The organism is Marinomonas sp. TI.3.20 (assembly GCF_038155025.1).
In the GTDB taxonomy this organism is placed as follows: Bacteria; Pseudomonadota; Gammaproteobacteria; order Pseudomonadales; family Marinomonadaceae; genus Marinomonas; species Marinomonas flavescens.
Genome location: NZ_JBAKAS010000003.1, coordinates 190,530 through 214,385, shown reverse-complemented (window position 1 = coordinate 214,385; position 23,856 = coordinate 190,530). Strand labels below are relative to the sequence as shown.

The window sequence follows — 23,856 nt, the reverse complement described above, 5'->3', positions numbered from 1 at the left end:
TCAAGAAGAGATATTCAATTTCGGCGTTTTATAGATTTTGACCGTTAAACAAGCTTAATTAGTTGTTTTTTAACGGATTATTTCTTCATCGCTTCTATTATTTGATCTACTCCATTGGTAAGAGTACATAACATCGCCAGCTTATTGTCATTTTTAGCCAAGCCACGATAGATTGCATTTCTGAACCCAAACTGACATTTGCGTATTCGAATCATATGTTCTGCTCAGAAAAGTGATAAGACGCCTATTTTGTATTAGATGCCGGTGAATTATAGTTTAATGTAGATGATTCATTTCGTAAGCCTGCCCATGTCCAATAGACAGCTAAATACACGTCAATTAAACTGTCAGTTTTAAGTAAAAAAGCCTCCCTAAATGACTTTTTAAGCCTGTTTTTAGTAAATGGTTGAATTCAGGTTTTTTATTTTAACTTGATATAGTCTACATTATCCTCGTGCTCAAAATAGCTGTCGGTTATCAGAGCCTATATGTCAGCGTAATGATACATTTCTATTTTGTTTGGATTATTACGCCCTTATGTTAAACATGATATGTTTATAAACATGTGATATATGGATCTTGTTCCTCAATTTACTTTTAGATGATGGCGAAAACATGCTGTGTAGCAGAGAAAATAATAATGGTTCACGGTCTTTTTCGTAACTACTGTTACTTTAAATAATACCCAGTTCAGCAGATGTCTATTATCGGAGCCAAATGTACTCGAATTGCATACCCTTAACTAAAAGAGTTGATTTTGTAGTACGAAATATTCAATCCCTCTATATTCATTTTGATAGCCAATGAATGGATATAGGATCTTATAAAAAAATAAAAAAGGATGGTGATAATGCCAATAGTTTCGAAGCGAATATCTATTTTTGTTTCTGCATCGATTGCAGCTTTAGTTGCAGCCAGTCCAGTAATGGCTGCTGATAGCCACAAATCAGCAATGCCAGATGGTGTCGGAGTGAACCCAGATCAGATTCAAGGAAATGTTCCGAACGGTACTTCCTCTGGATGGGCTTTGGTTGGTAGTCTCTCGGATGAGTTTAATGGGGCAAAAGTTGATACTAATAAATGGACTGACAGTACCTCTTCAGCTGGCGTTCCATGGGCTTGGAGCCCAAAAAATTTGGCGCAGAAAGAAGGCAAACTCGAGATTACGGCACGTAAACAGCCTCAAGTAGTGAATGGGATTCATGTTGATTATAGTTCGGGGATATTGACTTCCAAAGGTACTCAAATTTTTGGTTATTACGAGGCAAGAGTTAAAGGCAATTCAACTTTTCCTGGCACGGCTCCTGCTTTCTGGATGAACGATAATGGACGGCAAGTTAAGGCGGCTGGTCTAGTGGGGACTAAAGAGGGTGACACCACTTACTCTGAAATTGACGTCGTCGAGATGCAGCAGGACAAATCTGTTAACTACATTGATATGCACGCGCCTTATGCCACCATGCAACATGGTAAATCTGTGCGAGTGCTGACTAAAGATGATCCTTATACCTTCCAGCGTAGGATTGACGCAGGTTTTGATCCGCGAAGTGACTTTCATACTTATGGTGTTATGGTTTCGAAAAAGGCATTGACTTGGTACCTTGATGGTCGAGAAGTGAGCAGTCAACCTAATACCAACTGGAATAAACTCCCCATGAATGTGAAGCTCTCATTGGGTATTCGACATCCGCTAATCAGCTACCATAATTGCCCCAAGAATTATCCGATCCGTCGTTGTCCAGTACCTGGAGCTGCAGATGCGAAAGGGTTCCCAACTACTATGCTGGTGGATTGGGTGCGTGTCTACAAAAAGAAAACACTATAGATACGTAGCTATCTTGAATGTTCTTTATCAAATTGATTTCGATCTGCGCGAATGCTTGGCTCAAGACTGGGTATTTCCAATACCTAACGTTTTTTGTTTGAACTTAGCGTGAAATATTCAATACCTCTACTCAGTAGATAATTAATGCGTGGGTATAGGGCCTTATAAAAATATAAAAAGGATGATAATAATGCCGAAAATATCAAAAAAAATATCTATTTTTGCATCAACCACCTGCGTTGCGCTCTTAGTCACTGGTTGCTCCGCGATGGCAGATAATAATCATAAAGCAGCGGTGGCTGATGGTGTTGGAGCAAGTCCAAATCAGATTCAGGCGAATGTGCCAAACGGCACTGCTTCTGAATGGGAGTTAGTAAATAATCTCTCAGATGAATTTAACGGTGCGACAATTGCGAAGTCCAAGTGGACCACTGATATAAATCAATTCGATGGCCCATGGGCCTGGGATCCTAAAAACGTCACTGTGGCCAATGGAAACCTTGATATTACTATGCGGCATGTAACACGTAACGTACAAATCCCTAATAAAAAAGGGAAACGTGTAACAACAGCAATTCACTATACGTCAGGAATGTTGAAGTCGAAATCTAAAATGATCTTTGGCTATTACGAAGCTAGAATACAAGGCGTTTCTACTTTTCCTGGATCGAGCCCAGCATTTTGGCTGTATAGCAACGTCGGATCTGATATGGCGGCGGGATTGATTGGTAAGAAAGATGGGGATACAGCATATTCCGAGGTTGACATCGTTGAGATGCAGCAAGAGAGATCATCTATCCATAAAATAGATATGCATGGCCCTTATCAGATAATGAAAAATGGTAAACACGTATTTGTACGAAGAAAAGATGCGCCGTATAGCCCAGTGACGGTAGATTTTGATCCCAGCAAAGGGTTTCATACTTATGGCGTGATGGTATCCAGAAAGTCACTTACTTATTATGTTGATGGTGTAAAAATGATTAGTCAGCCTAACGATCATTGGAACCATTTACCAATGAATTTGGCTTTATCGTTAGGACTTCGAGCTCCTAATCTCACGTATAACAATTGCCCAGATAACCTTCGTCGCTGTGCAACACCTGGCTCAGCAGACGCCGCAGGGTACCCAACTACGATGAAAGTTGATTGGGTGCGGGTATATAAAAGTAAATCTTGAGTGAAAAGGTTAAATGTATGTTCTTGTCAGAGTACAAAACTTTGATTTGAACATACATTGTTTTGCTTGCTGACCGTATATTTGAAGAAGTCCGACAGTTCGGGGGAAAGTGACAATATCGTCAATTCGACATATTTCTGATAAAGATGAATGTTGTTGTTTTATTGAACAATAAGCCTGTTTTTATTAATGAATGTTTTACGTGTCGTTATTCTTGGTCAGCTCATCATGAAAGCCCCTCAAAATTGACGTATTCAATCATTGTGGGGCTTCATGTCTTACTGTTTTCAGAGGGTTAAATTAGTTTTTATCTAGCAAATTAGCCAACTACTTTTGCAATGCTTTCACATAGATAATCAATATTGTTATCGCTAACTCCAGATATGCTCATGCGCCCAGAATCTGCAATATAAATAGAGTAGTCGTTGCGTAATGTATGAACTTGCTCAAGTGTTAGACCTGAATACGAGAACATACCACGCTGATTTTTGATGAAGCTAAAGTCTTTGCTAACACCAGAAGCGGCTAGTTTAGTAACAAGTTTGTCGCGTAACCCATTAATTCGATTACGCATTCCAGCGACTTCTACTTCCCATTCTGCTTTTAGTTCAGGGCTACTCATAATGGTGTAAACAACCGCTGCGCCATGCGCTGGTGGCATTGAGTAGTTAGCGCGAATTGCTTGACCAATAATAGAGAAAGCGGCATTTGCTTCTTCTTTAGTTTCTGCAAGAATACTTAAGCCGCCACAGCGTTCGCGATAAATACCAAAGTTTTTAGAGAAGGAGTTTGCAACTAGCATGCTTTTTACATTGGCTGCCATATGGCGTAGGCCAGCTAAGTCGGCATCTAAGCCGTCTCCAAACCCTTGATAAGCAGCATCTACTAGCGGCAATAAACCACGTTCGTTAATAAAGTCAGTAATGATGTTCCAATGTTCAGGCTGTAAATCGATACCTGTTGGGTTGTGACAACAAGCGTGGACAAGTAGGACATCACCTTCTTTTGCTTCAGCTCTTAATGTTGCCATCATTTCTTCAAAGCGAAGACCATTTGTTTCAGGGTTATAATAAGGGTATGACTTTACTTCGACTCCAGCGGAATTAAAAATAGATTCGTGATTCCCCCACGTTGGATCACTAACCCATAGACGAGCGTTTTTTAAGTTCGCACTGATAAAGTCAGCGGCTACTTTAAGTGCGCCGGTACCACCTGGAGTTTGTGTTGAGCGAATACGACCTGATGTAATTAGAGGGTTGCCTTCACCAAAGACTAAATTTTGAATAACCGTTTCAAATTCAGCAGCACCGTAAATGCCTAAATAGCTTTTAGACTCTTCTTGTTCAAGTAAGATAGCTTCGGCTTTCTTTACGCTATTTAAAATAGGGGTATCACCATGGTCGTTTTTATAGACGCCAACACCCAGGTCTATTTTTTTTGGATTCAAATCTTGCTTATGAGCAACGATAAGAGCTAAAAGAGGGTCGCCAGAAACGGCTTTTAAATGCTTAAACATGATAGTTACGGGGTCCTTTTAGAATGCCTCAAAGCGTTACTGCGATGAAGCAAAATAGCATGATTTACTTGATTAAGTTTCCAAACCATTTTGCCGCATTTATTGCAAAATACAATGGAATAACGAGGTAAATTATTTAAAACCTGTAAAGAAAACAGGACACTTTATTATCCGCTATTAAAGGCGCTTCCTTGGCTCCTTCTACATTTCTTACAGCTGTCGCGTCGTGTATCACCACTAGATTCATGTTTTTTGAATAAAATAGCGCGATATAAGTGACAATGGAGCGTATAAAAGTAGAAAAAGCCATCCAAAAAGGGCGTTAGTAAACCAATCACTATAGCGTTTTTTGCCTATTTTCTTCGAGTTATACTAAGTCAAAAATTAATGCTCTGACTTGCGTAGTGCCTGTGTTTTTAAGCGTAATAGCCACTTCATCCGATACCTTTACGCCATCTCCAGGGGTGAGAATAGTGCCATCATTCAAGGTTAATTCACCTTCTATCTGGTGCACATAAACATTACGTTTATTATTAACGGTGACTTTTTCCTGCTTGCCTGCATCTAAGATAAGTTGTGACAATTGAGCATCTTGCTTAATGCTTAGCGTACCATTGCGACCATCAGGAGTAATGATGGTGGTTAAACCATGATTTTGTCCAAAATCTTTTTGTTGATAGCCTGGATTACCTCCAGTGACATTAGGCTCAATCCAAATTTGTAAAAACTTTAACGGTTCAGTATCTGATGCATTGAATTCACTGTGCGTTACGCCTTTACCAGCAGACATTAGCTGAAATTCACCTGCAGGAAGTTCTTTTATATTACCTGCGCTGTCTTTATGAGCGATGCGCCCTTGTAGCACATAGCTGATTATTTCCATATCACGATGGCCGTGAGTATCGAAACCTGCTCCAGGAGTGACCCTGTCGTCGTTGATAACACGTAAGTGAGAAAACCCCATATGTTTTGAATCGTAATAATGACCAAAAGAGAAAGTGTGATGACTATTTAGCCAACCAAAGTCAGCTTGTCCACGGTCGTTTGCTTTACGGATAGTGATCATAATTTAACACCTTCAGGTTGATTTTATAGGACGGACTGAATAATTTCAGTTCGCATTGCTTCGGTATGGAGTTAGTGTAAGAGAGAAGGATTTGAAAGAAAATTAGAAGGTTTTGAGCTAGTATTTCAAAATATTTGAACAAAGGAATCGGCCTATGAATAACGCCATCACAATAGAAGCTTTGCGCGTATTAGAGGCGATTCATCAGCAAGGTAGTTTTTCTGCTGCCGCTGATGTGCTCTTCAAGGTGCCATCTGCCTTAACTTATACGGTTAAGAAACTTGAGGAAGACTTGGGTGTTGCGTTATTCGATCGGTCGCGCCAAAAGGCCGTATTGACGTCTGCGGGTCAACTTGTTTTGGAGAGAGGGCAATGTATTTTAGAGGCCGCTCGCCATTTGGAAGATTCCGTTAAAGAGCTAGAGTCCGGATGGGAGCCAAGGTTAAGAATTGCCCGTGATACAGTGCTAGAGGAAGAGCCTTTAATGTTGGTGGTGGGTATGTTTTTATCGCAAAACCGTCCAGTTGAAATCAGCTTATCAGAAGAAGCGGTTGGTGGTGCTTGGGACGCGCTACAGGATGATCGAGTAGATTTAGTGATAGGTGCGACTGGAGAACTCCCTAAAGGAAGTTTTCATACTCAACTATTAGGGGAGATCGAATTTGTGTTTGCTGTGTCGCCAATGCATCCGCTAGCTTCATCGCAAGGCCCAGTTACTGCTCTGCAGTTGCGTGATTATCCTGCGATTGTTGTCGCTGATACGTCAAAAATCTTGCCAGCCCGAAATAGCGGTATTTTTGAAAGTAGGCAAGTGCTAAGAGTCGATACGATGCGCAGTAAAATACAGGCTCAATGCTTGGGACTAGGAGTAGGGTATTTACCTAAGCACCGCATTAGTGAGGAACTCAAAAGAGGAGATTTGGTTATTCGCGAATGCAGTATACCAAGACCAAATCAAATGGCGTATTTGGCATGGCGGAAAGAAGAAGTGGGGCGAGGGCTTGACTGGTTCATTACTGAATTAGTAAAGCAGAACTGGCATTTAATGAAGCGTTAACGTTTACATCATAATAAGGACTTAGTGTGTTTTCACTTTCAATGGATATTATTCCTGTTTTTTTACTACTGATGGCTGGCGCACTCTGTCAGCGCTTGAGTTTTCCTATGTCGGGATTTTGGCCAGGTGTTGATAAGTTGACTTATTGGCTCCTTTTCCCTGCCTTACTTTTCTATAAAACGTCCCAAATCGATTTCTCAAATCCACTATTACCGCAATATGCTTTAGTGCTACTTAGTGCTTTAGTAATGACGGCTATTTTTACTTTTGCGAGCGTTTGGCTTATTGGTGCAAAAGCGCCAACAGCATCCAGCATGTTACAAGCGGGTGTCCGATTTAATACTTTTATTGTTTTAGCGTTAGCGGGGAGTTTGTACGGTAATGATGGATTGATTTATGCAGCTCTAGGCGCCTCGGTATTAATTCCTGCTATTAATGTATTTTTGGTGATCAGTATGGTGCTGATGCACGGAAAACCATCGTCTGATAATGTTGCGGTTTGCCCATCATTACCTAAGCTGTTGAGCGGCGCCTTGGTGCGTAATCCATTAATTATCTCAATTGTACTAGGATGTGGCCTGAATTTATTAGGACTTACCCCCATTCCAGTAGTGACAGATATGGCTGAGCTAATTTCTAAAGCCGCGTTGCCAATGGTTTTATTAGCGGTAGGGGCAAGCGTGCGTTTGGAGGTAATCCGTTCGGTAGGTATGACCTTTGTTTTTTCTACTATAGCTCGGTTTATTATTTTCCCTTTATCCATTGGTTTGATGTGCTGGTGGCTGGGGATAAGTGGTTTGCCTGCTTTGGTCGCCATTCTATTTGGTGTAGTGCCTACTGCCACTTCAGCGTATGCATTGGCGCGTCAGTTAGGGGGAGATGCGGAGCGAATGGCAGCGTTTATTACCTTACAGACTATCTTATGTGTCGTCACACTTCCCGTCAGTGTATGGTTCAGCCAGCTGATATTTAGCTAAGTTAAATGTACTCAATATAGAGTACATTAGCGTTGTGAAATGGATAAAGACCATGTCTATGAGCGGGTCCTCAATAGCATGGTCTTAAGAGACAGAATTAGTGTTTGTGGTGGTGATGTTCATGGTGATGATCGTGAATGTCCTCTTCATGATCATCATGCTCAGCTTCGCCTGGGTAACTTAATCCGATGTCTTGACGTATTTCATCTAGCGTGGCGATCAATTCAAGGCTGTCCTGTCTGCTATGGTTAGGACTTTCTTGTAATCCTTCTATTAAACATCGATTTACTTCGTCAACCTCAAATTGGTAGCCTTCTCCAGGAAAATCAAACTCAATTACTCGTTCTTGTTGTTCACTGCTTACCATACGGCACGATTTGGCTTTAAACCATTCTGAGTCGATTTCAATATACCCTTTGGACCCAGAAAAAGTGGCTCTATTTGGGTTGCAAGAAATGAGCGATGCTTCCAAAGAAGCAAGCTGACCGTTTTCCCAGCCTAGGAGTATTTGCTCAAAAATATCGACCTCTGTATCACCAATAACGGCTTGATTTTGAATAAAGTCTGGTTTACCAAAAAATAATTGAGCAAGGAAAACAGGGTAAATACCAATATCAAGTAAGGCACCACCCCCTAATTTTGGATCCAATAAGCGATGATTTGGATCTGTTGGGGCTACGAAATTGAAACTGGCTTGGATACTGTGTAGTTCGCCAATTTCGCCTTCTTCAACCCATTCAATAACCTGTTCAATGACAGGATTAAAGCGTGTCCACATAGCTTCCATCAAGAAAATATTTTTCTCGGCTGCTAAATCATAAAGCTCTTTTGATTGGATTGCATTGAGGGTCAAAGGTTTTTCGCATAATACGGCTTTGCCGGCTAAGAGGCAGGCCTTGGTTAAATCATAGTGAGAAGTATGAGGTGTGGCGATATAGACAACATCCACTTCGTGACTATTGATTAGTGAAAAGTAATCTACAAAGGCAAGCTCGATGTCGAAATCAGCAGAGAATGCATCCGCTGAGGATTTATCCCGTGAAGCGATAGCGCGCAATTCGCCTGATTTTGCATAACAAAAGTCGCTTGCAAAACGGCGGGCAATATTCCCTGTGCCGATTATTCCCCAGCGTACCTGTTTCATGGGATTCTCCTCTTGTAAGTAATAAATGGTCCGAGATTAACGGCATTTTAATTGATAATTCATATTATTAAAAAGCGATTAAGTCTGCCGTTAATTTTGACTACAGTCCACTGGCATTTTCTATCTTTTCTAGTCGTTCAGACAAGTTTAATACCAATTCTTCTAACTCTTCTACTCTGTTTTTTAGTGAGTCGTCAGTTGAATTAGAGGTGCTAATAGCAATGTCTTCAATGCCTATATTGTTTTCTGTACAAAAGCATTCTTGATAACGAGACTCTCGTTTTCCTGGTTCTCTTGCTAGTTGTTTCACAAAAGGGCCACCGGTTTTTTCTTGCAAAGATTTTAGCGTGTCTTCAACTTCTTCTCTATCTTGGAAATTATGTAAGCGACCACTTCTTGAGCGCAATTCTCCGGGAGTTTGAGGGCCTCGGACGAAAAGTAAGCAAATCACAGCAAGCTCTGCAGTGGATAATTGAAGGTCTGAAAATTCGGTGTTACAAAAACGGTGCTGATATTTGCTTACGCGCCCATTGGAACCTGAAGCATTGGTAACTAAACCTCTTTTGGTAAGAGTATCTAACGCATCTTGAATTTCAACTTCTGTGTAACTGGTAACAGGGTCGCGACTGGATTTTTGATTGCAAGCGCTAACAAGTGAGTTGATGCTAAGCGGATAGAGGTCAGGCGTAGCAATTTCTTTTTCAATGAGGCAACCGATAATCCGCATTTCAATCTGATTAATTTCGTGATAACTCATAGTCTTTCCTAAAGTGTTTATTTTGAATAGAACCTAGTTAACAATAATGTTTTTTGAAAGGGTATTAGCAACAAGAACTTTAATAAGGTTTGGCCTTTTTTTTAGAATTATCCAGAGTGGCTTTATTTTTGCCACCACTGTTTTGATTTGTGTGGATAACAGCGATCAGGGAGGTGAGTGAGGTTTGGGTGAGTCTAAGGCGTAATGAGCTTAACAACAGTAAGCTATTGTTATGGGAAGATTGTCTTGGTACTTGATGGTGTAGTGTCTTATGTATTTTCCATTGCCAAAGTATAAGTGAACAAGGTAAAGACATCCAAATACCAATTTGTAAGGAAAAATCGCTCATTAAGCTAGGTTGCCTATTGGGTTAATGTAAAAGTGAGATGACTTTTTAACCCTCTTATTTGTAATGTTTTTATAATAAAGCACTTTGGTAGCCAATGACATGACTATTTCGTCATTGATTACACAAAGTGTGATTATTTAATAGCATGTGTTTAATGGGCTCCCAGAGAAGTTTTTTAATGTAATAAATGGGCTGTACGGTCACGGCCTTGCTTTATTGAATGAACTTTTATCTGGCTTAGAAGTTCAGCGAATACATTAATATTGATGTCGTGAAGACGATGGAAACTGAGACAATTTTCACCGAATTGAGCATGATTTAAGCGTTCTGCAAAAGAATAAAATTGGGTTGTATCATCAAAGTAAATACACAGGTGATCTTCTCTAGCCGCAACACCGAATAGCAGATCAGAATCTTGCTGGAAGTAGGGAATGCCAAGATCAAAAGAAAGCTCCGCCTCGGGAGCTATCAGTCTCATTATTGCGAGAATTTCATGCAAGTCAGCACGCATGCTTGCAGAGGCGTGCTCAATATAGTGATCGACAAAGGGATTAATGGGTAGCGTCATCATAATAACCTCCAAGGGGCTCGATTATGCGTACCTAATTCCTTTTTAATAAAGAGAACTATAAATAATTATGCTTTTTTAGAGCATCATTTATTCGCTTAATCGCATCTTCGAGTCGTGATTTAGGACACCCAAAGTTTAGGCGAATATAGTTAGGATTGCCAAAATCTTTTCCATCAGAAATTCCTACACCAGCATCCAAAAAGAATTGATGAACGCTATTAAGTTGTAACGCAGAGACATCAATCCAAGCCAAATAAGTGGCTTCCAAATGAACCATTTTTAGGGGAGTGCTTGGTAGCCAGCGCTCAATAATATTGCGATTTTCTTTTAGGTAAGAGAGTAGCGATTCGTGCCAATCTTGACCTTCTCCAAATGCTGCGTTTGCCGCTATTAAACCGAGTAAATTAGGGTAAGGAACCAGCCCAGCTTTTGCATTGTTAAAGGTCGCCCTCAGTGCTGGGTTAGCAATCACTGCGAAAGCATAGCCTAAGCCGGCAACATTAAAGGTTTTGCTAGGCGCCATTAATGTGATGGTACGGTTGGTCGCGTCTTCGTTAACGCTGGCGAAAGGTACATGAGGCACATCATCGAGAATCAGGTCACAGTGAATTTCATCGCTAACGACCAATAAATCATAGCGCTGTGCAAGCTGATGAATTGCTTCAAGTTCTGCTCTGGTGTAAACCGTACCGCCTGGGTTATGCGGGTTACACAATAGAATCATTTTACTATTGGGTTGGGCACAGGCGATTTCAAACGCTTGCATATCAAGTACCCAACGGCCGTCTTCTATCTGCATCTCAACATGCGATAACTCACGATTCGCATGAAGTACAGCCTTGTTGAAATTAGGATAGATAGGGCTAGGAACAATAATAGTATCGCCTTCGCTAGAGAAAGCTCTTACGGCTAAATGCAAAGCGCAGACTAATCCTGGTAAGTGAACAATCTGTGCGCTTGAAATACTCCAGTCATAACGACGCTTTGCATACTCTACGATCGTATTTTCTAGTTCGTTGGAAGCGTGTGTATAACCAAAAACGCCGTGCTCAATTCGCTCATTGAGGGCTGTTTTGATGCAATCTGGCGACTCAAAATCCATATCGGCGACCCACAATGGGATCACATCTTGAGGATATTTGGTCCATTTATCGCTATTGCTGTTTGTTCGGTCTATCTCTTTATCAAAACAAGATGCGTTGCTATCCATTACCTTATTCCTATTAGTATTTTGAACTCTATTCTTAATGTGAGTTGGGTGACCTTCACTATATCTTGTGATTGACTATATTTTAAACAAAAAAAGTGTGATGCAGTGATATTTCGATTGGCGACCTTAGAATTGTTTAAAAAACGTCCTTAATGTTTATATTCACGACAATAGCAGTTTATTAATAAAAGTTAATATTTATTTTATTTACCATTTTACTCTTTTAAATCATAAGCTTAAGTTGTTTAGAGTACTAAGTTTTTGATTTGTCAAGGGTTGACCATTATTGTAAAAGCAGCCTACTATAGTTTTCATTAAACGGCTGTTTAATAAAAAAGGATTTGTAATGCCAAAATTGGGAATGCAAGAAATACGAAAGCCTCAGTTAATCGAAGCCGCGATTAATGCCATTGATGAATATGGCTTCGCAGGCGCTACCGTTAGTATTATCGGTAAAAATGCTGGAGTGTCACCAGCCATCATAAATCATTATTTTGGCGGAAAAAACGGTCTTCTTGAAGAAACGATGAAGAGTTTAATTCATGAGTTTTTTGAAGGATTAAGCAAAGAAGTTTTGCAGGCTAAAGATAAGTCCTCTAAAGAAAAAGTAATGGCCTTGGTTCAAGCTAGCTTGAACCAATCGCAAACTCATCCTCAAGTAGTAAAGGCATGGATGGGGTTTTGGGCATCGGCCATGCATACACCATCATTGTTCAGATTGCAGAATGTGTATTACCACCGTTTACATACTGCATTGGTTGTGGTGCTAAAAGAAGCGTTTGATATTGAGAAAGCACGAGAAATAGCACAAACCGTGGCAGCATTAATCGATGGTATGTGGTTAAGAGGGTGTTTGTCGGGTGGTATTGATAGTGTGCGTTCAACTCGGCAGATAGGAACGTATTTAGAGCTAGTATTTAAACCTTAGTCGCTTGGGTCTAAGGCAAGCTGTTATTAACAGCTGAAGTGATTTACCCAAGCAATTCTGATGTATTTAAGTGAACAAAGTCTTTGTTCGCAATAGTTTTCCATAAAAGAGGATGAGTTATGTTAAATAAGGCAAGCAAAGGCGTAATCGCGGTCGGTATCGCCAGTATTTCTGGCTTAACAATGGCAGCGAATTGTTCAACAGTACGCTTTTCAGATGTTGGTTGGACTGACATCACTTCTACCACGGCTGTGGCAACAGAAATATTGCAAGGCCTTGGTTACGATACAAAAATACAGCTATTGTCTGTGCCTGTGACTTATACGTCTATGGCGAACAAAGATATAGATGTTTTCCTAGGTAACTGGATGCCTTCCATGAAGGCCGATGTAGCACCTTATTTGAAAGCAGGTACGGTTCAGGATTTAGGACCTAATCTGAAAGGCGCTAAATACACACTTGCAGTCAGCAAAGAAGCTTATGATGCTGGTGTAACGGATTTCTCTGATCTTGCTAAACATCGCAAAGAGTTTGCTGGACGTATCTATGGCATCGAACCTGGTAACGATGGCAACCGTCTTATTCAAGATATGATCGATAAAAATGCCTTTAATCTAGGTAATTTCCAATTAGTTGAATCAAGTGAAGCAGGTATGCTTTCTCAAGTTAAGCGTAACATCCGTCGTCATAAATGGATTGCGTTTTTAGGTTGGGCTCCGCATCCAATGAATTCAAATTTTGATATGGATTACTTGTCTGGCGGTGATGAATATTTTGGTCCTAATTACGGCGGTGCGAACGTACATACTAACGTTCGTAAAGGTTACATCCAGTCATGCCCTAACGTAGGTAAATTGATTACTAATCTGAAGTTTACTATGCCAATGGAAAACCAAATCATGGGCTACATTCTTGATGATGGCAAAAAACCAGCGGCAGCAGCACAAGAGTGGCTAAAAGCACATCCCGATGCTCTTACTGCTTGGCTTGATGGCGTTAATACAAAATCAGGTGGTAATGGTCTAGCGGCAGTTAAAGCGCACTTAGGTCTATAAAAAACGTTATTTTTTAATGTATAGCGCACCAGTGGTGATATACCTCTGGTGCCTGTTTTTACAAATCGGGAGATAAAATATGGATTGGCTAACGGATAATAAAATCCCTCTTGGCGCCTGGATGGAAAGCTTTATAGACTGGCTTGTGGGCTCGGCTTCTGGCTTTTTTGATCTGATTTCTTTTGTATTAGAAACCATGATCACATCTATGGTTGACTCAATTATGTGGGCTCCTCCGCTGGCTGTCATTGCAATTGTTTTGGTTGGTGTTTGGTTTTTACATCACAGTATTGGGTTGTTAGTGTTCATTACCGCGTCTTTACTGTTAATTATTAACATGGGCTACTGGGAAGAGACGGTACAAACATTGGTGTTGGTAATATCGGCGACGGCCTTTAGTGTGCTAATCGGTATTCCCATTGGAATTGCGGCCGCACATCGTTCTTGGCTATACACGATATTGCGACCTATTTTAGATTTGATGCAAACTATTCCTACGTTTGTGTATTTGATACCCACTCTTATTTTATTTGGTCTAGGCTATGTACCTGGTCTGATTTCAACCGTTATTTTTGCCATAGCTGCGCCGATACGATTGACCTACTTAGGGGTCAGTAAAGTGCCTAGCGAATTGCTCGAAGCGGGTTTGGCGTTTGGTTGTACGAAATCAAAATTACTTTACAAAGTAGAATTACCTGCAGCAATGCCGAGCATAATGGCCGGTATTACACAATGTATTATGCTGTCTTTATCTATGGTGGTTGTCGCGGCATTGGTTGGTGCGGATGGCTTGGGCAAACCTGTAATCCGAGCATTGAATACGGTAAATATCTCTCAAGGTTTTGAGGCGGGGATCGCTATTGTTTTAGTCGCCATTATGTTGGACCGTATTTGTAAAACACCATCGATGAGAAAAGAGGGATAATTATGGCTGTTGTAACAATAGAGCATTTAGATATTGTGTTTGGCGATAATTTGGCAAAAACACTCCCTTTAATGGATAAAGGACACACTCGTAACGACATTCTTGGTTTGACTGGCGATGTCGTCGGGGTACAAGACGCCAACATCGAAGTAAACGAAGGCGAAATTTGTGTCTTAATGGGCCTCTCAGGTTCTGGTAAATCGACCTTGCTTCGAGCCGTTAATGGTCTCAATAAAATTGCCCGTGGGCGCTGCCTAGTTCGAGACGGCGACGACATGGTTGATATGGCGACATGTGATGAAAAAACATTGCGTCATATGCGTACTAACCGAGTGTCTATGGTGTTTCAAAGCTTTGCGTTAATGCCTTGGTTGACTGTGCTGGAAAACGTGGCATTTGGTCTTGAAATGCAAGGAATGGCTCTGAAAGATCGCCTTGCTAAAGCAAAAGAACAGCTAGATATGGTTGGCTTAACTCAATGGGCTGACAAAAAACCAGATGAATTGTCTGGGGGGATGCGACAACGTGTTGGCCTAGCGCGAGCTTTTGCGATGGATACTGATGTTTTATTGATGGATGAGCCTTTCTCTGCGCTCGATCCTTTAATTCGTTCTCAGTTACAAGACGAATTGATCGAGCTACAAAAGCGTTTAAACAAAACTATTATTTTTGTTAGCCATGACTTAGATGAAGCGCTAAAGATTGGCACTAAAATCGCCATTATGGAATCAGCTCGTATCATTCAGCAAGGAGCACCAGAGCAAATTGTCTTAAACCCAGCCACTGAATACGTTGAGAAGTTTGTTGCCCATACTAATCCCCTTAATGTGTTGTGTGGTAGTGCGTTAATGACCCCGCTTGCAGAGCTGCCGAAAAAAGAAGCACGCTTTAACGTAGGTGAAAATCTTTGGCTTGCGTTGGATGCTGGTCAATTTCAAGGCGTGTACAACAGCGAAGAAGAGGTTGCGAGTGCTCAATGGGCGCCCGGTATGCAAATTGAAGACATGCCAGCTAATACCGTTATCCGAGTGGATGAAACGATTAAAATGCGTGATGCAGTCGAGATTCGTTACCACACGAATCGTCCCATTGTGCTGGAAAATAACGGCCAATGTGTTGGTATTCTAAGCGACCATAACTTCTACCACGCACTATTAGGTAAGCACTTTAGTCGTACTGAGACAAAGTAGTGAAAGACTCTTAAAAGGTATTTTTAAGTCATCAGGCTTTTTAGTACAGTTCAACTTAAAGCGAAGATAAGCCATTTATCTTCGCTTTTTTTTGCCACTTTTCTAATGAAAGTACGGCAGACTGTCGTAATGGCTAAGAGTAAAGAATCAGGTTCGAACTAATGTCCCGGTGAGCTCAGTGCCGGGGGCGATAGTATTAAATACAGTACTGAACTTACGTGTATTATCTTGTAGCAGAGGTGCTGTTTTTTTTACTTTAATCGGTTTGAATACTTTACACTGAATAGTTAAATTACGATCATGAAAGTAAAATTTTTAACCTGATGATTAGTTATTGCATTCATAAATTGTGTCGGTATAGTCTGCCGAAATTATAACCACCTATTTTGTTAAAACTGCACGTTAGTACGAAGGATATTCATGTTTAAAACTCTACTGCTTCCTATTTGGAGCTTGCTTTTCGGTATTGCCATTCTCTCTATGGCGAGCGCCTTGCAAAGCTCCTTAATTGGTATTCGTGCATCGTTAGAGTCTTTTGATACGACGGCGACAGGTTTGATCATGTCATCGTACTATTTTGGTTTTATCGTCGGATCTATTTTAGTACCTATTTGGGTCAAAAATGTCGGTCATATTCGAGTCTTCGCCGCGGTGGCGTCGTTGGCGTCGGTGACGATATTGATGCAATCTGTGGTGGTAAATCCTTGGTTTTGGATGCTCATGAGAATGGGCACGGGCTTGTGCTACGCGGGTTTGTATATTGTCACGGAAAGTTGGTTAAACGACATTGCGACGAACCAAACTCGAGGCCGATTATTTTCTATTTATACCATTGAGATATGGGCAAGTCAGACATTAGGTCAGGTCTTGTTGAATTTTTCTTCTCCTAGTGGATATGGTCTGTTTATTTTAACGTCCGTTTTGATTTCTATGGCGTTGGTCCCCTTGTTATTGGTACGGACTCCTTCGCCAACGATTAATGTGCCAGAAAAACTAAATATAATGGGGTTGATTAAGACCGCGCCACTCGGTGTGACGGGCGTAACCGCCGCCGGAGTCACCGCGGGGGCTTTGCTGGGGCTTGGTGCTCTGTATGCCCAAAGCATTGGTATGAGTATTGGTCAGATTTCATTATTTATTGGTGCAAGTTATGTCGGCGGTATGTTGTTGCAGTGGCCGATAGGAAAGCTGTCGGACCGCCAGGATCGCCGAGTGACTATGTTGTGGGTGGGCTTGGTCGGCGGGCTTGCGGCTTTTATTGTACCGCTGGGCAATATGGGCAACAGTCAGATATTGATGATGGTAGGCATGTTCTGTGTTGGGGCATTTACCTTCCCTATGTACTCGTTAGCTTCTTCCCATATGAATGACCAGTTACGACCTGAGCAAATATTATCCGCGAGTAGTGGCATGATCCTACTTAATGGCGTTGGTGGTATGATTGGGCCGCTATTGGCAGCGTCTTTGATGGATTTGATTCGTATTGATGCCTTATTTTGGTTTGTTGCTGCGATTAACTTTTCAGTCGCTCTGATGGCGTTATACCGTATTAATTATCAGCCGCCTATGGTCATTGAAGATCAAAGTGATCCTATTCAGGTTGCACTTTCAGTGAGTCCAATTGCGACGGCTGAAATGTGGGTAGAGGCCGATTCGTCCTCAACCCCAGATGAAAGTCATGAGGTTGAGATCAAGTTATAAGCGTTTATTACTACGTTCAATCGATATTGTAGAAACATTGTGTTTTAGCTGCCACCATTGGCGCTTAGCCCGCTAATGGCTGAGTGGCAATTTTAAACGCAATACTCCATATCAATAGGGCGTTGGCACGATTAAACCAGCGCCAGAATATGGCCGAGCTAAGCCATTTTGCACACGCATGACCGATGAGCGCCAGTAGTAAAAACCAGACAATGGATGAGGTGGCACCGCCGAGTACAAACATCCATTTATCATGTAAAAACTGATTGGATAAGCTGCCCATTAAAATCATGGTATCAATGTAAAAATGTGGGTTTAACCAGGTTACTGCAAGGGCCATCATTAGTAACGGCCAACCCGCTAAGCGTGTATTTAAATGTTTGAGAACAAGGTGCTCATCGAGAAAGGATGAGCGCCATTTTTGAAAAGCAAACCAGGTTAAAAAAGCCACCCCGCCCCATCGAAATAGCATTAATAACCAATCACTACTTTGAATGAGTAAGCCAAAGCCAAACGCCCCGAGAGCAATCGCGACAATGTCGCTGATGATAAATAAAAAGGCGATAGGGAAGGCGAGGTGTCGTTTTAGGGCTTGTTCTAGTAGAAAACTGTTTTGCGCGCCAACGGCTACAATAAGCCCACCGCCAGTAATTGCCCCACTCAAAAATGCAATCATATCTTTTCCGTCTTATCTGAGTCTGTTGAATGGTCTTGATACTAAGTGTATTTACAATTAAATTTAAATTAATTTAGCTTAAATTACATAAGAAAATATTATGATGGATTATAAGGCGTTAAATTGCTTTGTGGCGGTATTGCGTTTTCAGAGTTTTGAGCGCGCTGCAGATCACCTTGGCTTGACTCAGTCTGCGGTTTCTCAGCGCATTAAGCGTTTAGAGCAAGCGTGTGGTGGTCCTTTATTAATAAGGGCTCGTCCTGTTTCGGCAACACCCCTAGGTGAGCAGTTACTGGCGCATGCGAATAAAGTAACCATGCTAGAAGATGGCTTATTTGAGTTGCTACACGAAGGATACAGCCATCAGCCGCTTTCTATTGCGGTTAATAATGATGTGTTAGCAACTTGGTTTGCTCAAGTATTAAGTGTGTTCTCAGGCGTTGATCAAGCGAGATTGCATATTAAAGCCGCAGATCAAGGTAAAACGAGAGAGCTTCTGCAGACGGGTGAGGTTGTTGCTTGTATTAGTCAAATTGGTACACCTGTGTCTGGAGGAGAGTCTGTTTTTCTGGGTAATATGACCTATGAGCTGGTGGCTTCTCCTGAGTTCATTAAAACGCAATTAAAAAATGATATTTGTATCGAAACTGTCGTAGGAGCGCCTTCGCTTATCTATGATGAATTTGATGATCTGTGGCGTCGTTATCAGCATGAGTGTCTACAAGTAAAAGCGGACATTCGCAATAGTCACTGGTATCCTTCATCACATGGTTTTGTAAAAATGATTATGGCTGGCACAGTCTGTGCTTTGGTTCCTACTGTGCAAGTAGTGGAAGAGATAAGAGACGGGAGATTGATCTCATTATTTCCCAAGGCAAAATTAAATGTGCCGTTATATTGGCATTGGTATAAGTTGAAATCCCCAGTTTTGGATCGTTTAACGGGCGTTGTTTTATCAACAGCACGGAATACGTTAAGCTAATTAATAGGTTGTCATATTTTTTTTTGGCGACCATTCTTTAATGCTATTTTAAGGATAGAGTATGATTCGTAAATGTTTGTTCCCAGTGGCAGGTTATGGAACACGTTTTTTGCCAGCCACTAAGTCGATGCCGAAGGAAATGCTTCCTATCGTTAACAAGCCTTTGGTTCAGTATGGTGTAGAAGAAGCTGTGCAGGCGGGTTTGAAAAATGTGACCTTCGTAACAGGCCGTGGTAAACGCGCGATTGCTGATCATTTTGATATTAGCTACGAGCTTGAACATCAAATTTCTGGTACCAGCAAAGAGCAATATTTGGAAGGCATTCGCCACTTAATTGCGAATGCGGTTTTTTCTTTTATTCCTCAAAATCAAATGTTAGGTCTTGGTCATGCCATTTTGACGGGTGAACCATTGATTGGTGAAGAAGCGTTTGGTGTTGTTTTGGCCGATGACCTTTGTTTTGGTGAAGAAGGAGGCGATGGTGTAATGGCGCAAATGGTGAAATTGTACAATCAATTTCGGTGCACCATTGTAGCCATTGAGGAAGTGCCTGAAGATGAAGTGCATAAATATGGTGTGATCAAAGGCGATGACATGATGGAAGGCCTTTATCGTGTAACTGACATGGTTGAGAAACCTTCTAAAGAAGAGGCACCTTCTAACCTTGCTATTATCGGTCGTTATATATTGACGCCAGATATCTTTGATAAAATTCGCAACACTCCTCCAGGTCGTAATGGTGAAGTTCAAATCACAGACGCTATTTTACAACAAGCTAAAGAAGGTTGTGTGCTGGCGTATAAATTCAAAGGTCGACGCTTTGATTGCGGTAGTGTAGATGGCTTTGTAGAAGCGACTAATTATTGCTATGAGAATATTTATAAAGCGTAAGATGCGCTTTATAAAAAACAAAAAAGCCCGCTTCATAAAAGCGGGCTTTTTTATACATAAGAATTAGCTTAAGTGCTTGTTTAAAATAGGTAATAATACTTTGAATAAGCGCGCATTAGCACAAAGTACATCACCATTTTCGATATTTGGTGAGCCATCAAAGTTAGCAAATAGGCAGCCGGCTTCTTTTGCGATGAATAGCGAGGCTTGCATTTCCCATTCTTGTAGTTTGATTCCCCAAGCAGCGTCTAAACGACCTGCTGCAGCATTCGCTAGCATCAATGCTGGTGCATCTTGCATGACAACACGAGCGCCTTTTTCAGCTATTTCAGAGAATATAGCAAGTTGGCCTGATAGGTAGGGTGCTGTGCGGTCTGTCACTGGAAATTGAGCAGCAACAGTTGTTTTTTCTAGGGTGCGAGCAGTACTGGTTCGAATTCGAGTGTTGTTTAAGTAAGCGCCACGGCCTTTACTTGCATAGAATTCGTCTTTGGTATGAGGGTTTAGCACTAGTGCGTGCTCCACTTTACCGGCAACAACATAGCTCATTGTAATCACGTGGCCTGTTAAACCGCGTGTAAATAGAGGCTGACCTTGAATAGCATCAATAATCCATTCACCTTCTTCGCCTTTTTGAACGCTGCCTTGAAGACGAGTGGTAATGGTATCGCCAGGGTAGGCTTTTTCTAAGTGGTATACGATAGCGCGTTCAGCGCCAGAGCAAACGACTTGGTAAACCTGATCTGCATCTTGTCCTTGCTCTTTATCGAAAAGTAGTTTTTCTTGGGAGTGAACGATGTATTCTGCCGCAGCGCGAGCGGCTTTGATTGCGATATTGATTCTAGGTTGCATGGGGTACCGTCAATATTTTAAATGAGAGTTCGTGCATTGTCTTTTAGTGAAAGACAATGCCGTTGCCATTAAAGTGTTAAAGAGCAAGCGTTTCCCCTAATAATAGCGACTTATTGGGCAGTCGATTAGGGAAACCGCAAAATATGAGCGCGGATTCTAACGTAAAAGGACTTTTTTGGCTAGTAAAGATCTGGTTAAAAACTGAGCGCCTAGCTAATTTTAAAGAAAAATCTGTTAACATCCTCAACATCATTCGTTCGCTAGAAATTGGTAGTTCATAACATGCAGAGTAAAGTAAGAATTGTTCTTGTAAATACCTCCCATCCAGGAAATATTGGTGGCGCAGCAAGGGCTATGAAAAATATGGGGCTGGTGGATTTATATTTAGTTGCCCCAAAACATTATCCAAGTGATGAAGCAGTCAGTCGAGCATCTGGGGCGACTGACGTATTAGATAATGCCGTTGTTGTAGATACACTAGAAGAAGCGATTGCTGATTGTCAGCTCGTTATCGGAACAAGTGCTCGAGAGCGTCATATTCCTTGCCCTTTAGTAGACCCAAGGCAAGCCGCTGATTTGGTATTTGAAGAGCAATTAGAAACCGCTTTTGTCTTTGGTCGTGAAGATCGAGGGCTAACAAACGAAGAGCTACAGCGTTGCCATTATCATGTTCATATTCCTTCAGTTGAAAGTTTCAGTTCGCTAAACCTAGGTGCTGCGGTACAAGTAATTGCCTACGAATTGCGTATGAAAGGGCTATTAATGGCCGATGCGCCGATAGTAGAACCTAAATGGGATGTGCCAGCAGCCAGCGTCGAGCAATTAGATCTCCTCTTGGAGCATTTAGAGCGAGTATTGGTAGATACCGAATTTTTAGATCCTAAGGCTCCGCGTAAAGTCATGACGCGTTTTCGTCGACTTTATCAGCGAGCTCAACTCGATCAACAAGAATTAGGAATGTTGCGTGGTATGCTCTCAGCGGTTGAGAAGTCTACAAAAGTTGGTTAATAATTAACAAGTAATGCATTTGAAAATGTATTGATCGTATAACGCTCTTAAAAGCTGTGCATTTATGTGCGGCTTTTTCGTTTCTTAGTTATACCGTCTCTAGTCGAACTTCCTTTCATGATGTAATCTTTGTTTATGTATATTGATAGCCATTGCCACTTAGATTTTGATGTTTTCGATGACACAAGAGATGCTTTAATGGCGTCATGTCGTGCTGCCAAAGTAGAAGGCTTTTTAGTACCTTCAACAACTAAAAATAGTTGGATGCGAATTGCTGAATTGGCTAATGTTTATTCTCAATGGCAGGTCGCTTATGGGCTTCATCCATATTTTTTGGAAGGTGCAAAGCTTGATGACATTGAATTATTAGCAGAGCAGTGTCAAACCAGAGGCGCTATTGCTGTTGGCGAAATAGGGCTTGATTGCTGGCCTGGTGCAGTAGAGCTTAAACGGCAACAGGCTTTTTTTTCAAGACAGTTAATAGTAGCTCGTGATTTGGGGCTTCCTGTTATTCTGCATGCTCGGAAAAGTTATGACTTAGTGCTCAAGGCGCTTCGTGAGACACGATTTACTTTTGGTGGTGTTGTGCATGCTTTTAATGGCAGTATTGAGCAAGCGGAGCGTTTTCGGGCATTAGGGTTTGTTCTAGGAATTGGTGGTACGATTACTTATCCTAGGGCGAAAAAAGCGCAGCGTGTGTTAGCACAGCTCGATGCGTTCTCTTTCGTGTTAGAGACAGATTCACCTGATATGCCTTTGTGTGGTTACCAAGGGGAGTTAAATACCCCTCTTTCTATTCCAGGTATTGCCCATTGTGTTGCGGTAATACGAAACAGTAGTGCTGAAGAAATTGCACTGCAAACAAACCAGAACCTTCTTAGTATTTTCCCTAAGTGGTATGAGGATTCGCTTTGACTAGTAAACAAGAGATTAATGCTCCCATTAACATATTGCTGTTGGGGGCTGAATCTGAAGTAGGTGCCGCATTACTATCATTTTCAAAAGATCAGGTTGATGTTAACTGGATATTTCCTCAAGAAGGCGTTCTGCTAGGAGATGATGCGGCAAATGAATTGGTGTCTATGGAGTATGATGTTGTCATCGACGCATTGAGTTTACGCTATGCTTTGCAAGATGATTACAGCAAATTCCAAAAAATACTCACCGTGTTGAGTGAACACAAAGCTCCTCTTATTATGTTGAGTAGCGCCAGAGTATTCTCTGGTGAAAATAATGTTCCTTATCTTGAAACTGATAAACCTGATAGCGATGATCCTTATGCTCGCATGCTAATTCAATCAGAATCTATAGTGTTAAATAACCCTGAAAATATAGTATTAAGAACTGGTTGGTTGTTTAGTGGTAATGGTGATGATTTTGTTTGTCGAACCTTAGGTTTGATTCAAGATGGTATTAATCTTGCTTACAAAGATAACCTTATTGGTAGTCCTACACCGGTGTCTGATTTAGCTCGAGTGATTTTATCTTTAGTAAAACAGCGCTATTATGGTGCGAGTAATACAGGTATTTATCACTACTGTTGTGCAGAAGAAATTAGTTGGGTTCGCCTTGTTGAGGCTATTTTGGCTACGTCTGGTCAATTTGATCCTAAGGCTCAATTAGAAGTAGAGTCTTTAGAAGGGGCTTTTGCTGAAGAAGATGGGATGGTTGTACAAATAAAAAGACAGTCTTTATCATGTCGAAAAATATTTAATCATTACGGTGTTAAGCAACGACCATGGCGCTCGGTATTGCGAAATATGGTTAAAGAGCTTTATAAGGCGTAATGAAAAGGGGGATTAAGGTTTAACGTGAATAAAATTAATCATAAAGCAGTGGTGCTGGTCTTCTTATTGCAGATTCTTTTGGGTTTTGCATGGTATTCTGGTGCACCTATATCCTTGGTCAATGATAGCGATAGCGTGTCTAGATTCCCCTCGATTAATCATACCCTATTGTTCTGTTTAGCATCGTTTGTGTATTTGTATTTTACAG

At 41.2% G+C, this 23,856-nt stretch carries 23 protein-coding genes and 1 pseudogene; 14 read left to right on the top strand and 10 right to left on the bottom strand.

Features of this window, described 5'->3' with window-relative positions:
- Positions 1–77 precede the first annotated feature (77 nt).
- Positions 78–221, bottom strand: a pseudogene (locus V6259_RS05185) (IS5/IS1182 family transposase); the annotation flags it as partial.
- Between the two features lie 629 nt (positions 222–850).
- Between V6259_RS05185 and V6259_RS05180 the strand changes: the two are divergent.
- Together V6259_RS05180 and V6259_RS05175 are read left to right on the top strand one after the other, a co-directional pair.
- Positions 851–1,825 carry a family 16 glycosylhydrolase gene (locus V6259_RS05180; RefSeq protein WP_341583590.1) on the top strand — a complete coding sequence of 325 codons (975 nt, stop codon included), beginning with the start codon at positions 851–853 and terminating at the stop codon, positions 1,823–1,825.
- A 190-nt stretch (positions 1,826–2,015) separates the two neighbouring features.
- Positions 2,016–3,005 carry a family 16 glycosylhydrolase gene (locus V6259_RS05175; protein WP_341583589.1) on the top strand — a complete coding sequence of 330 codons (990 nt, stop codon included), beginning with the start codon at positions 2,016–2,018 and terminating at the stop codon, positions 3,003–3,005.
- A 319-nt stretch (positions 3,006–3,324) separates the two neighbouring features.
- On the opposite strand, the gene V6259_RS05170 is transcribed toward V6259_RS05175, so the two are convergent.
- Both V6259_RS05170 and V6259_RS05165 read right to left on the bottom strand, forming a co-directional pair.
- Positions 3,325–4,521, bottom strand: coding sequence for an amino acid aminotransferase (locus V6259_RS05170; RefSeq protein WP_341583588.1), 1,197 nt, complete (start codon positions 4,519–4,521; stop codon positions 3,325–3,327).
- A gap of 367 nt (positions 4,522–4,888) precedes the next feature.
- On the bottom strand, positions 4,889–5,587 hold the full coding sequence (locus V6259_RS05165; RefSeq protein WP_341583587.1) for a pirin family protein: 699 nt from the start codon (positions 5,585–5,587) through the stop codon (positions 4,889–4,891).
- Positions 5,588–5,741: 154 nt separating this feature from the next.
- Between V6259_RS05165 and V6259_RS05160 the strand changes: the two genes are divergently transcribed.
- Together V6259_RS05160 and V6259_RS05155 are read left to right on the top strand one after the other, a co-directional pair.
- Positions 5,742–6,644, top strand: coding sequence for a LysR substrate-binding domain-containing protein (locus V6259_RS05160; protein WP_341583586.1), 903 nt, complete (start codon positions 5,742–5,744; stop codon positions 6,642–6,644).
- 26 nt (positions 6,645–6,670) lie between these two features.
- Complete coding sequence (locus V6259_RS05155) at positions 6,671–7,621, top strand: AEC family transporter (protein ID WP_341583585.1); 951 nt, start codon at positions 6,671–6,673, stop codon at positions 7,619–7,621.
- Between the two features lie 97 nt (positions 7,622–7,718).
- On the opposite strand, the gene V6259_RS05150 is transcribed toward V6259_RS05155, so the two are convergent.
- From V6259_RS05150 to V6259_RS05130, 5 genes are all read right to left on the bottom strand, one after another.
- Positions 7,719–8,765, bottom strand: coding sequence for a Gfo/Idh/MocA family protein (locus V6259_RS05150; protein WP_133012056.1), 1,047 nt, complete (start codon positions 8,763–8,765; stop codon positions 7,719–7,721).
- A 100-nt stretch (positions 8,766–8,865) separates the two neighbouring features.
- The gene (locus V6259_RS05145) at positions 8,866–9,522 is read right to left on the bottom strand and encodes a YceH family protein (protein WP_341583584.1); all 657 of its coding nucleotides are present in this window, start codon (positions 9,520–9,522) and stop codon (positions 8,866–8,868) included.
- Between the two features lie 79 nt (positions 9,523–9,601).
- A complete protein-coding gene (locus V6259_RS05140) occupies positions 9,602–9,871 on the bottom strand; it encodes a hypothetical protein (protein ID WP_341583583.1) in 270 nt (89 codons plus the stop codon).
- A gap of 175 nt (positions 9,872–10,046) precedes the next feature.
- Positions 10,047–10,442 (bottom strand): DUF1801 domain-containing protein, encoded by a 396-nt coding sequence (locus tag V6259_RS05135; protein WP_341583582.1) that lies wholly within the window; start codon positions 10,440–10,442, stop codon positions 10,047–10,049.
- A gap of 55 nt (positions 10,443–10,497) precedes the next feature.
- Positions 10,498–11,652, bottom strand: a complete 1,155-nt coding sequence (locus V6259_RS05130; RefSeq protein WP_341583580.1) for a MalY/PatB family protein — start codon at positions 11,650–11,652, stop codon at positions 10,498–10,500.
- A gap of 346 nt (positions 11,653–11,998) precedes the next feature.
- Between V6259_RS05130 and betI the strand changes: the two genes are divergently transcribed.
- From betI to V6259_RS05105, 5 genes are all read left to right on the top strand, one after another.
- A complete protein-coding gene (gene betI / locus V6259_RS05125; RefSeq protein ID WP_133012052.1) occupies positions 11,999–12,580 on the top strand; it encodes a transcriptional regulator BetI in 582 nt (193 codons plus the stop codon).
- A gap of 119 nt (positions 12,581–12,699) precedes the next feature.
- Entirely contained in the window at positions 12,700–13,635 is a 936-nt protein-coding gene (locus V6259_RS05120) for a choline ABC transporter substrate-binding protein (RefSeq protein ID WP_341583578.1), read from the top strand.
- Positions 13,636–13,714: 79 nt separating this feature from the next.
- Positions 13,715–14,560: a choline ABC transporter permease subunit gene (choW, locus tag V6259_RS05115; protein WP_133012050.1), complete on the top strand. Its 846-nt coding sequence runs from the start codon at positions 13,715–13,717 to the stop codon at positions 14,558–14,560.
- Positions 14,561–14,562: 2 nt separating this feature from the next.
- Complete coding sequence (gene choV / locus V6259_RS05110; protein ID WP_341583577.1) at positions 14,563–15,750, top strand: choline ABC transporter ATP-binding protein; 1,188 nt, start codon at positions 14,563–14,565, stop codon at positions 15,748–15,750.
- A gap of 420 nt (positions 15,751–16,170) precedes the next feature.
- Positions 16,171–17,451 (top strand): MFS transporter, encoded by a 1,281-nt coding sequence (locus V6259_RS05105; protein ID WP_133012048.1) that lies wholly within the window; start codon positions 16,171–16,173, stop codon positions 17,449–17,451.
- 64 nt (positions 17,452–17,515) lie between these two features.
- On the opposite strand, the gene V6259_RS05100 is transcribed toward V6259_RS05105, so the two are convergent.
- Positions 17,516–18,127, bottom strand: a complete 612-nt coding sequence (locus V6259_RS05100) for a LysE/ArgO family amino acid transporter (protein WP_133012047.1) — start codon at positions 18,125–18,127, stop codon at positions 17,516–17,518.
- A gap of 100 nt (positions 18,128–18,227) precedes the next feature.
- Here V6259_RS05100 and V6259_RS05095 point away from each other — a divergent pair, with 100 nt between their 5' ends.
- Both V6259_RS05095 and galU read left to right on the top strand, forming a co-directional pair.
- Positions 18,228–19,109, top strand: a complete 882-nt coding sequence (locus V6259_RS05095) for an ArgP/LysG family DNA-binding transcriptional regulator (protein WP_341583576.1) — start codon at positions 18,228–18,230, stop codon at positions 19,107–19,109.
- 61 nt (positions 19,110–19,170) lie between these two features.
- Positions 19,171–20,001 (top strand): UTP--glucose-1-phosphate uridylyltransferase GalU, encoded by an 831-nt coding sequence (galU, locus tag V6259_RS05090; protein WP_133012045.1) that lies wholly within the window; start codon positions 19,171–19,173, stop codon positions 19,999–20,001.
- 63 nt (positions 20,002–20,064) lie between these two features.
- Here galU and V6259_RS05085 read toward each other — a convergent pair whose 3' ends face one another.
- Complete coding sequence (locus V6259_RS05085) at positions 20,065–20,853, bottom strand: inositol monophosphatase family protein (protein ID WP_341583575.1); 789 nt, start codon at positions 20,851–20,853, stop codon at positions 20,065–20,067.
- Between the two features lie 282 nt (positions 20,854–21,135).
- Here V6259_RS05085 and V6259_RS05080 point away from each other — a divergent pair, with 282 nt between their 5' ends.
- The 3 genes from V6259_RS05080 (at position 21,136) to V6259_RS05070 (ending at position 23,648) form a co-directional block, all read left to right on the top strand.
- Positions 21,136–21,861, top strand: a complete 726-nt coding sequence (locus V6259_RS05080; protein ID WP_133012043.1) for an RNA methyltransferase — start codon at positions 21,136–21,138, stop codon at positions 21,859–21,861.
- A 135-nt stretch (positions 21,862–21,996) separates the two neighbouring features.
- On the top strand, positions 21,997–22,776 hold the full coding sequence (locus V6259_RS05075; protein ID WP_341583684.1) for a TatD family hydrolase: 780 nt from the start codon (positions 21,997–21,999) through the stop codon (positions 22,774–22,776).
- Entirely contained in the window at positions 22,773–23,648 is an 876-nt protein-coding gene (locus V6259_RS05070; protein ID WP_341583574.1) for an SDR family oxidoreductase, read from the top strand. Before V6259_RS05075 ends, V6259_RS05070 begins: the two co-directional genes overlap by 4 nt.
- Positions 23,649–23,856 lie beyond the last annotated feature (208 nt).

Bases quoted from the DNA above. Each gene is read 5' to 3' on its own strand.
- V6259_RS05180 (WP_341583590.1), top strand. From the start codon at position 851: ATGCCAATAGTTTCGAAGCGAATATCTATTTTTGTTTCTGCATCGATT.
- V6259_RS05175 (WP_341583589.1), top strand. From the start codon at position 2,016: ATGCCGAAAATATCAAAAAAAATATCTATTTTTGCATCAACCACCTGC.
- V6259_RS05170 (WP_341583588.1), bottom strand. From the start codon at position 4,521: ATGTTTAAGCATTTAAAAGCCGTTTCTGGCGACCCTCTTTTAGCTCTT.
- V6259_RS05165 (WP_341583587.1), bottom strand. From the start codon at position 5,587: ATGATCACTATCCGTAAAGCAAACGACCGTGGACAAGCTGACTTTGGT.
- V6259_RS05160 (WP_341583586.1), top strand. From the start codon at position 5,742: ATGAATAACGCCATCACAATAGAAGCTTTGCGCGTATTAGAGGCGATT.
- V6259_RS05150 (WP_133012056.1), bottom strand. From the start codon at position 8,765: ATGAAACAGGTACGCTGGGGAATAATCGGCACAGGGAATATTGCCCGC.
- V6259_RS05145 (WP_341583584.1), bottom strand. From the start codon at position 9,522: ATGAGTTATCACGAAATTAATCAGATTGAAATGCGGATTATCGGTTGC.
- V6259_RS05140 (WP_341583583.1), bottom strand. From the start codon at position 9,871: ATGAGCGATTTTTCCTTACAAATTGGTATTTGGATGTCTTTACCTTGT.
- V6259_RS05135 (WP_341583582.1), bottom strand. From the start codon at position 10,442: ATGATGACGCTACCCATTAATCCCTTTGTCGATCACTATATTGAGCAC.
- V6259_RS05130 (WP_341583580.1), bottom strand. From the start codon at position 11,652: ATGGATAGCAACGCATCTTGTTTTGATAAAGAGATAGACCGAACAAAC.
- betI (WP_133012052.1), top strand. From the start codon at position 11,999: ATGCCAAAATTGGGAATGCAAGAAATACGAAAGCCTCAGTTAATCGAA.
- V6259_RS05120 (WP_341583578.1), top strand. From the start codon at position 12,700: ATGTTAAATAAGGCAAGCAAAGGCGTAATCGCGGTCGGTATCGCCAGT.
- choW (WP_133012050.1), top strand. From the start codon at position 13,715: ATGGATTGGCTAACGGATAATAAAATCCCTCTTGGCGCCTGGATGGAA.
- choV (WP_341583577.1), top strand. From the start codon at position 14,563: ATGGCTGTTGTAACAATAGAGCATTTAGATATTGTGTTTGGCGATAAT.
- V6259_RS05105 (WP_133012048.1), top strand. From the start codon at position 16,171: ATGTTTAAAACTCTACTGCTTCCTATTTGGAGCTTGCTTTTCGGTATT.
- V6259_RS05100 (WP_133012047.1), bottom strand. From the start codon at position 18,127: ATGATTGCATTTTTGAGTGGGGCAATTACTGGCGGTGGGCTTATTGTA.
- V6259_RS05095 (WP_341583576.1), top strand. From the start codon at position 18,228: ATGATGGATTATAAGGCGTTAAATTGCTTTGTGGCGGTATTGCGTTTT.
- galU (WP_133012045.1), top strand. From the start codon at position 19,171: ATGATTCGTAAATGTTTGTTCCCAGTGGCAGGTTATGGAACACGTTTT.
- V6259_RS05085 (WP_341583575.1), bottom strand. From the start codon at position 20,853: ATGCAACCTAGAATCAATATCGCAATCAAAGCCGCTCGCGCTGCGGCA.
- V6259_RS05080 (WP_133012043.1), top strand. From the start codon at position 21,136: ATGCAGAGTAAAGTAAGAATTGTTCTTGTAAATACCTCCCATCCAGGA.
- V6259_RS05075 (WP_341583684.1), top strand. From the start codon at position 21,997: ATGTATATTGATAGCCATTGCCACTTAGATTTTGATGTTTTCGATGAC.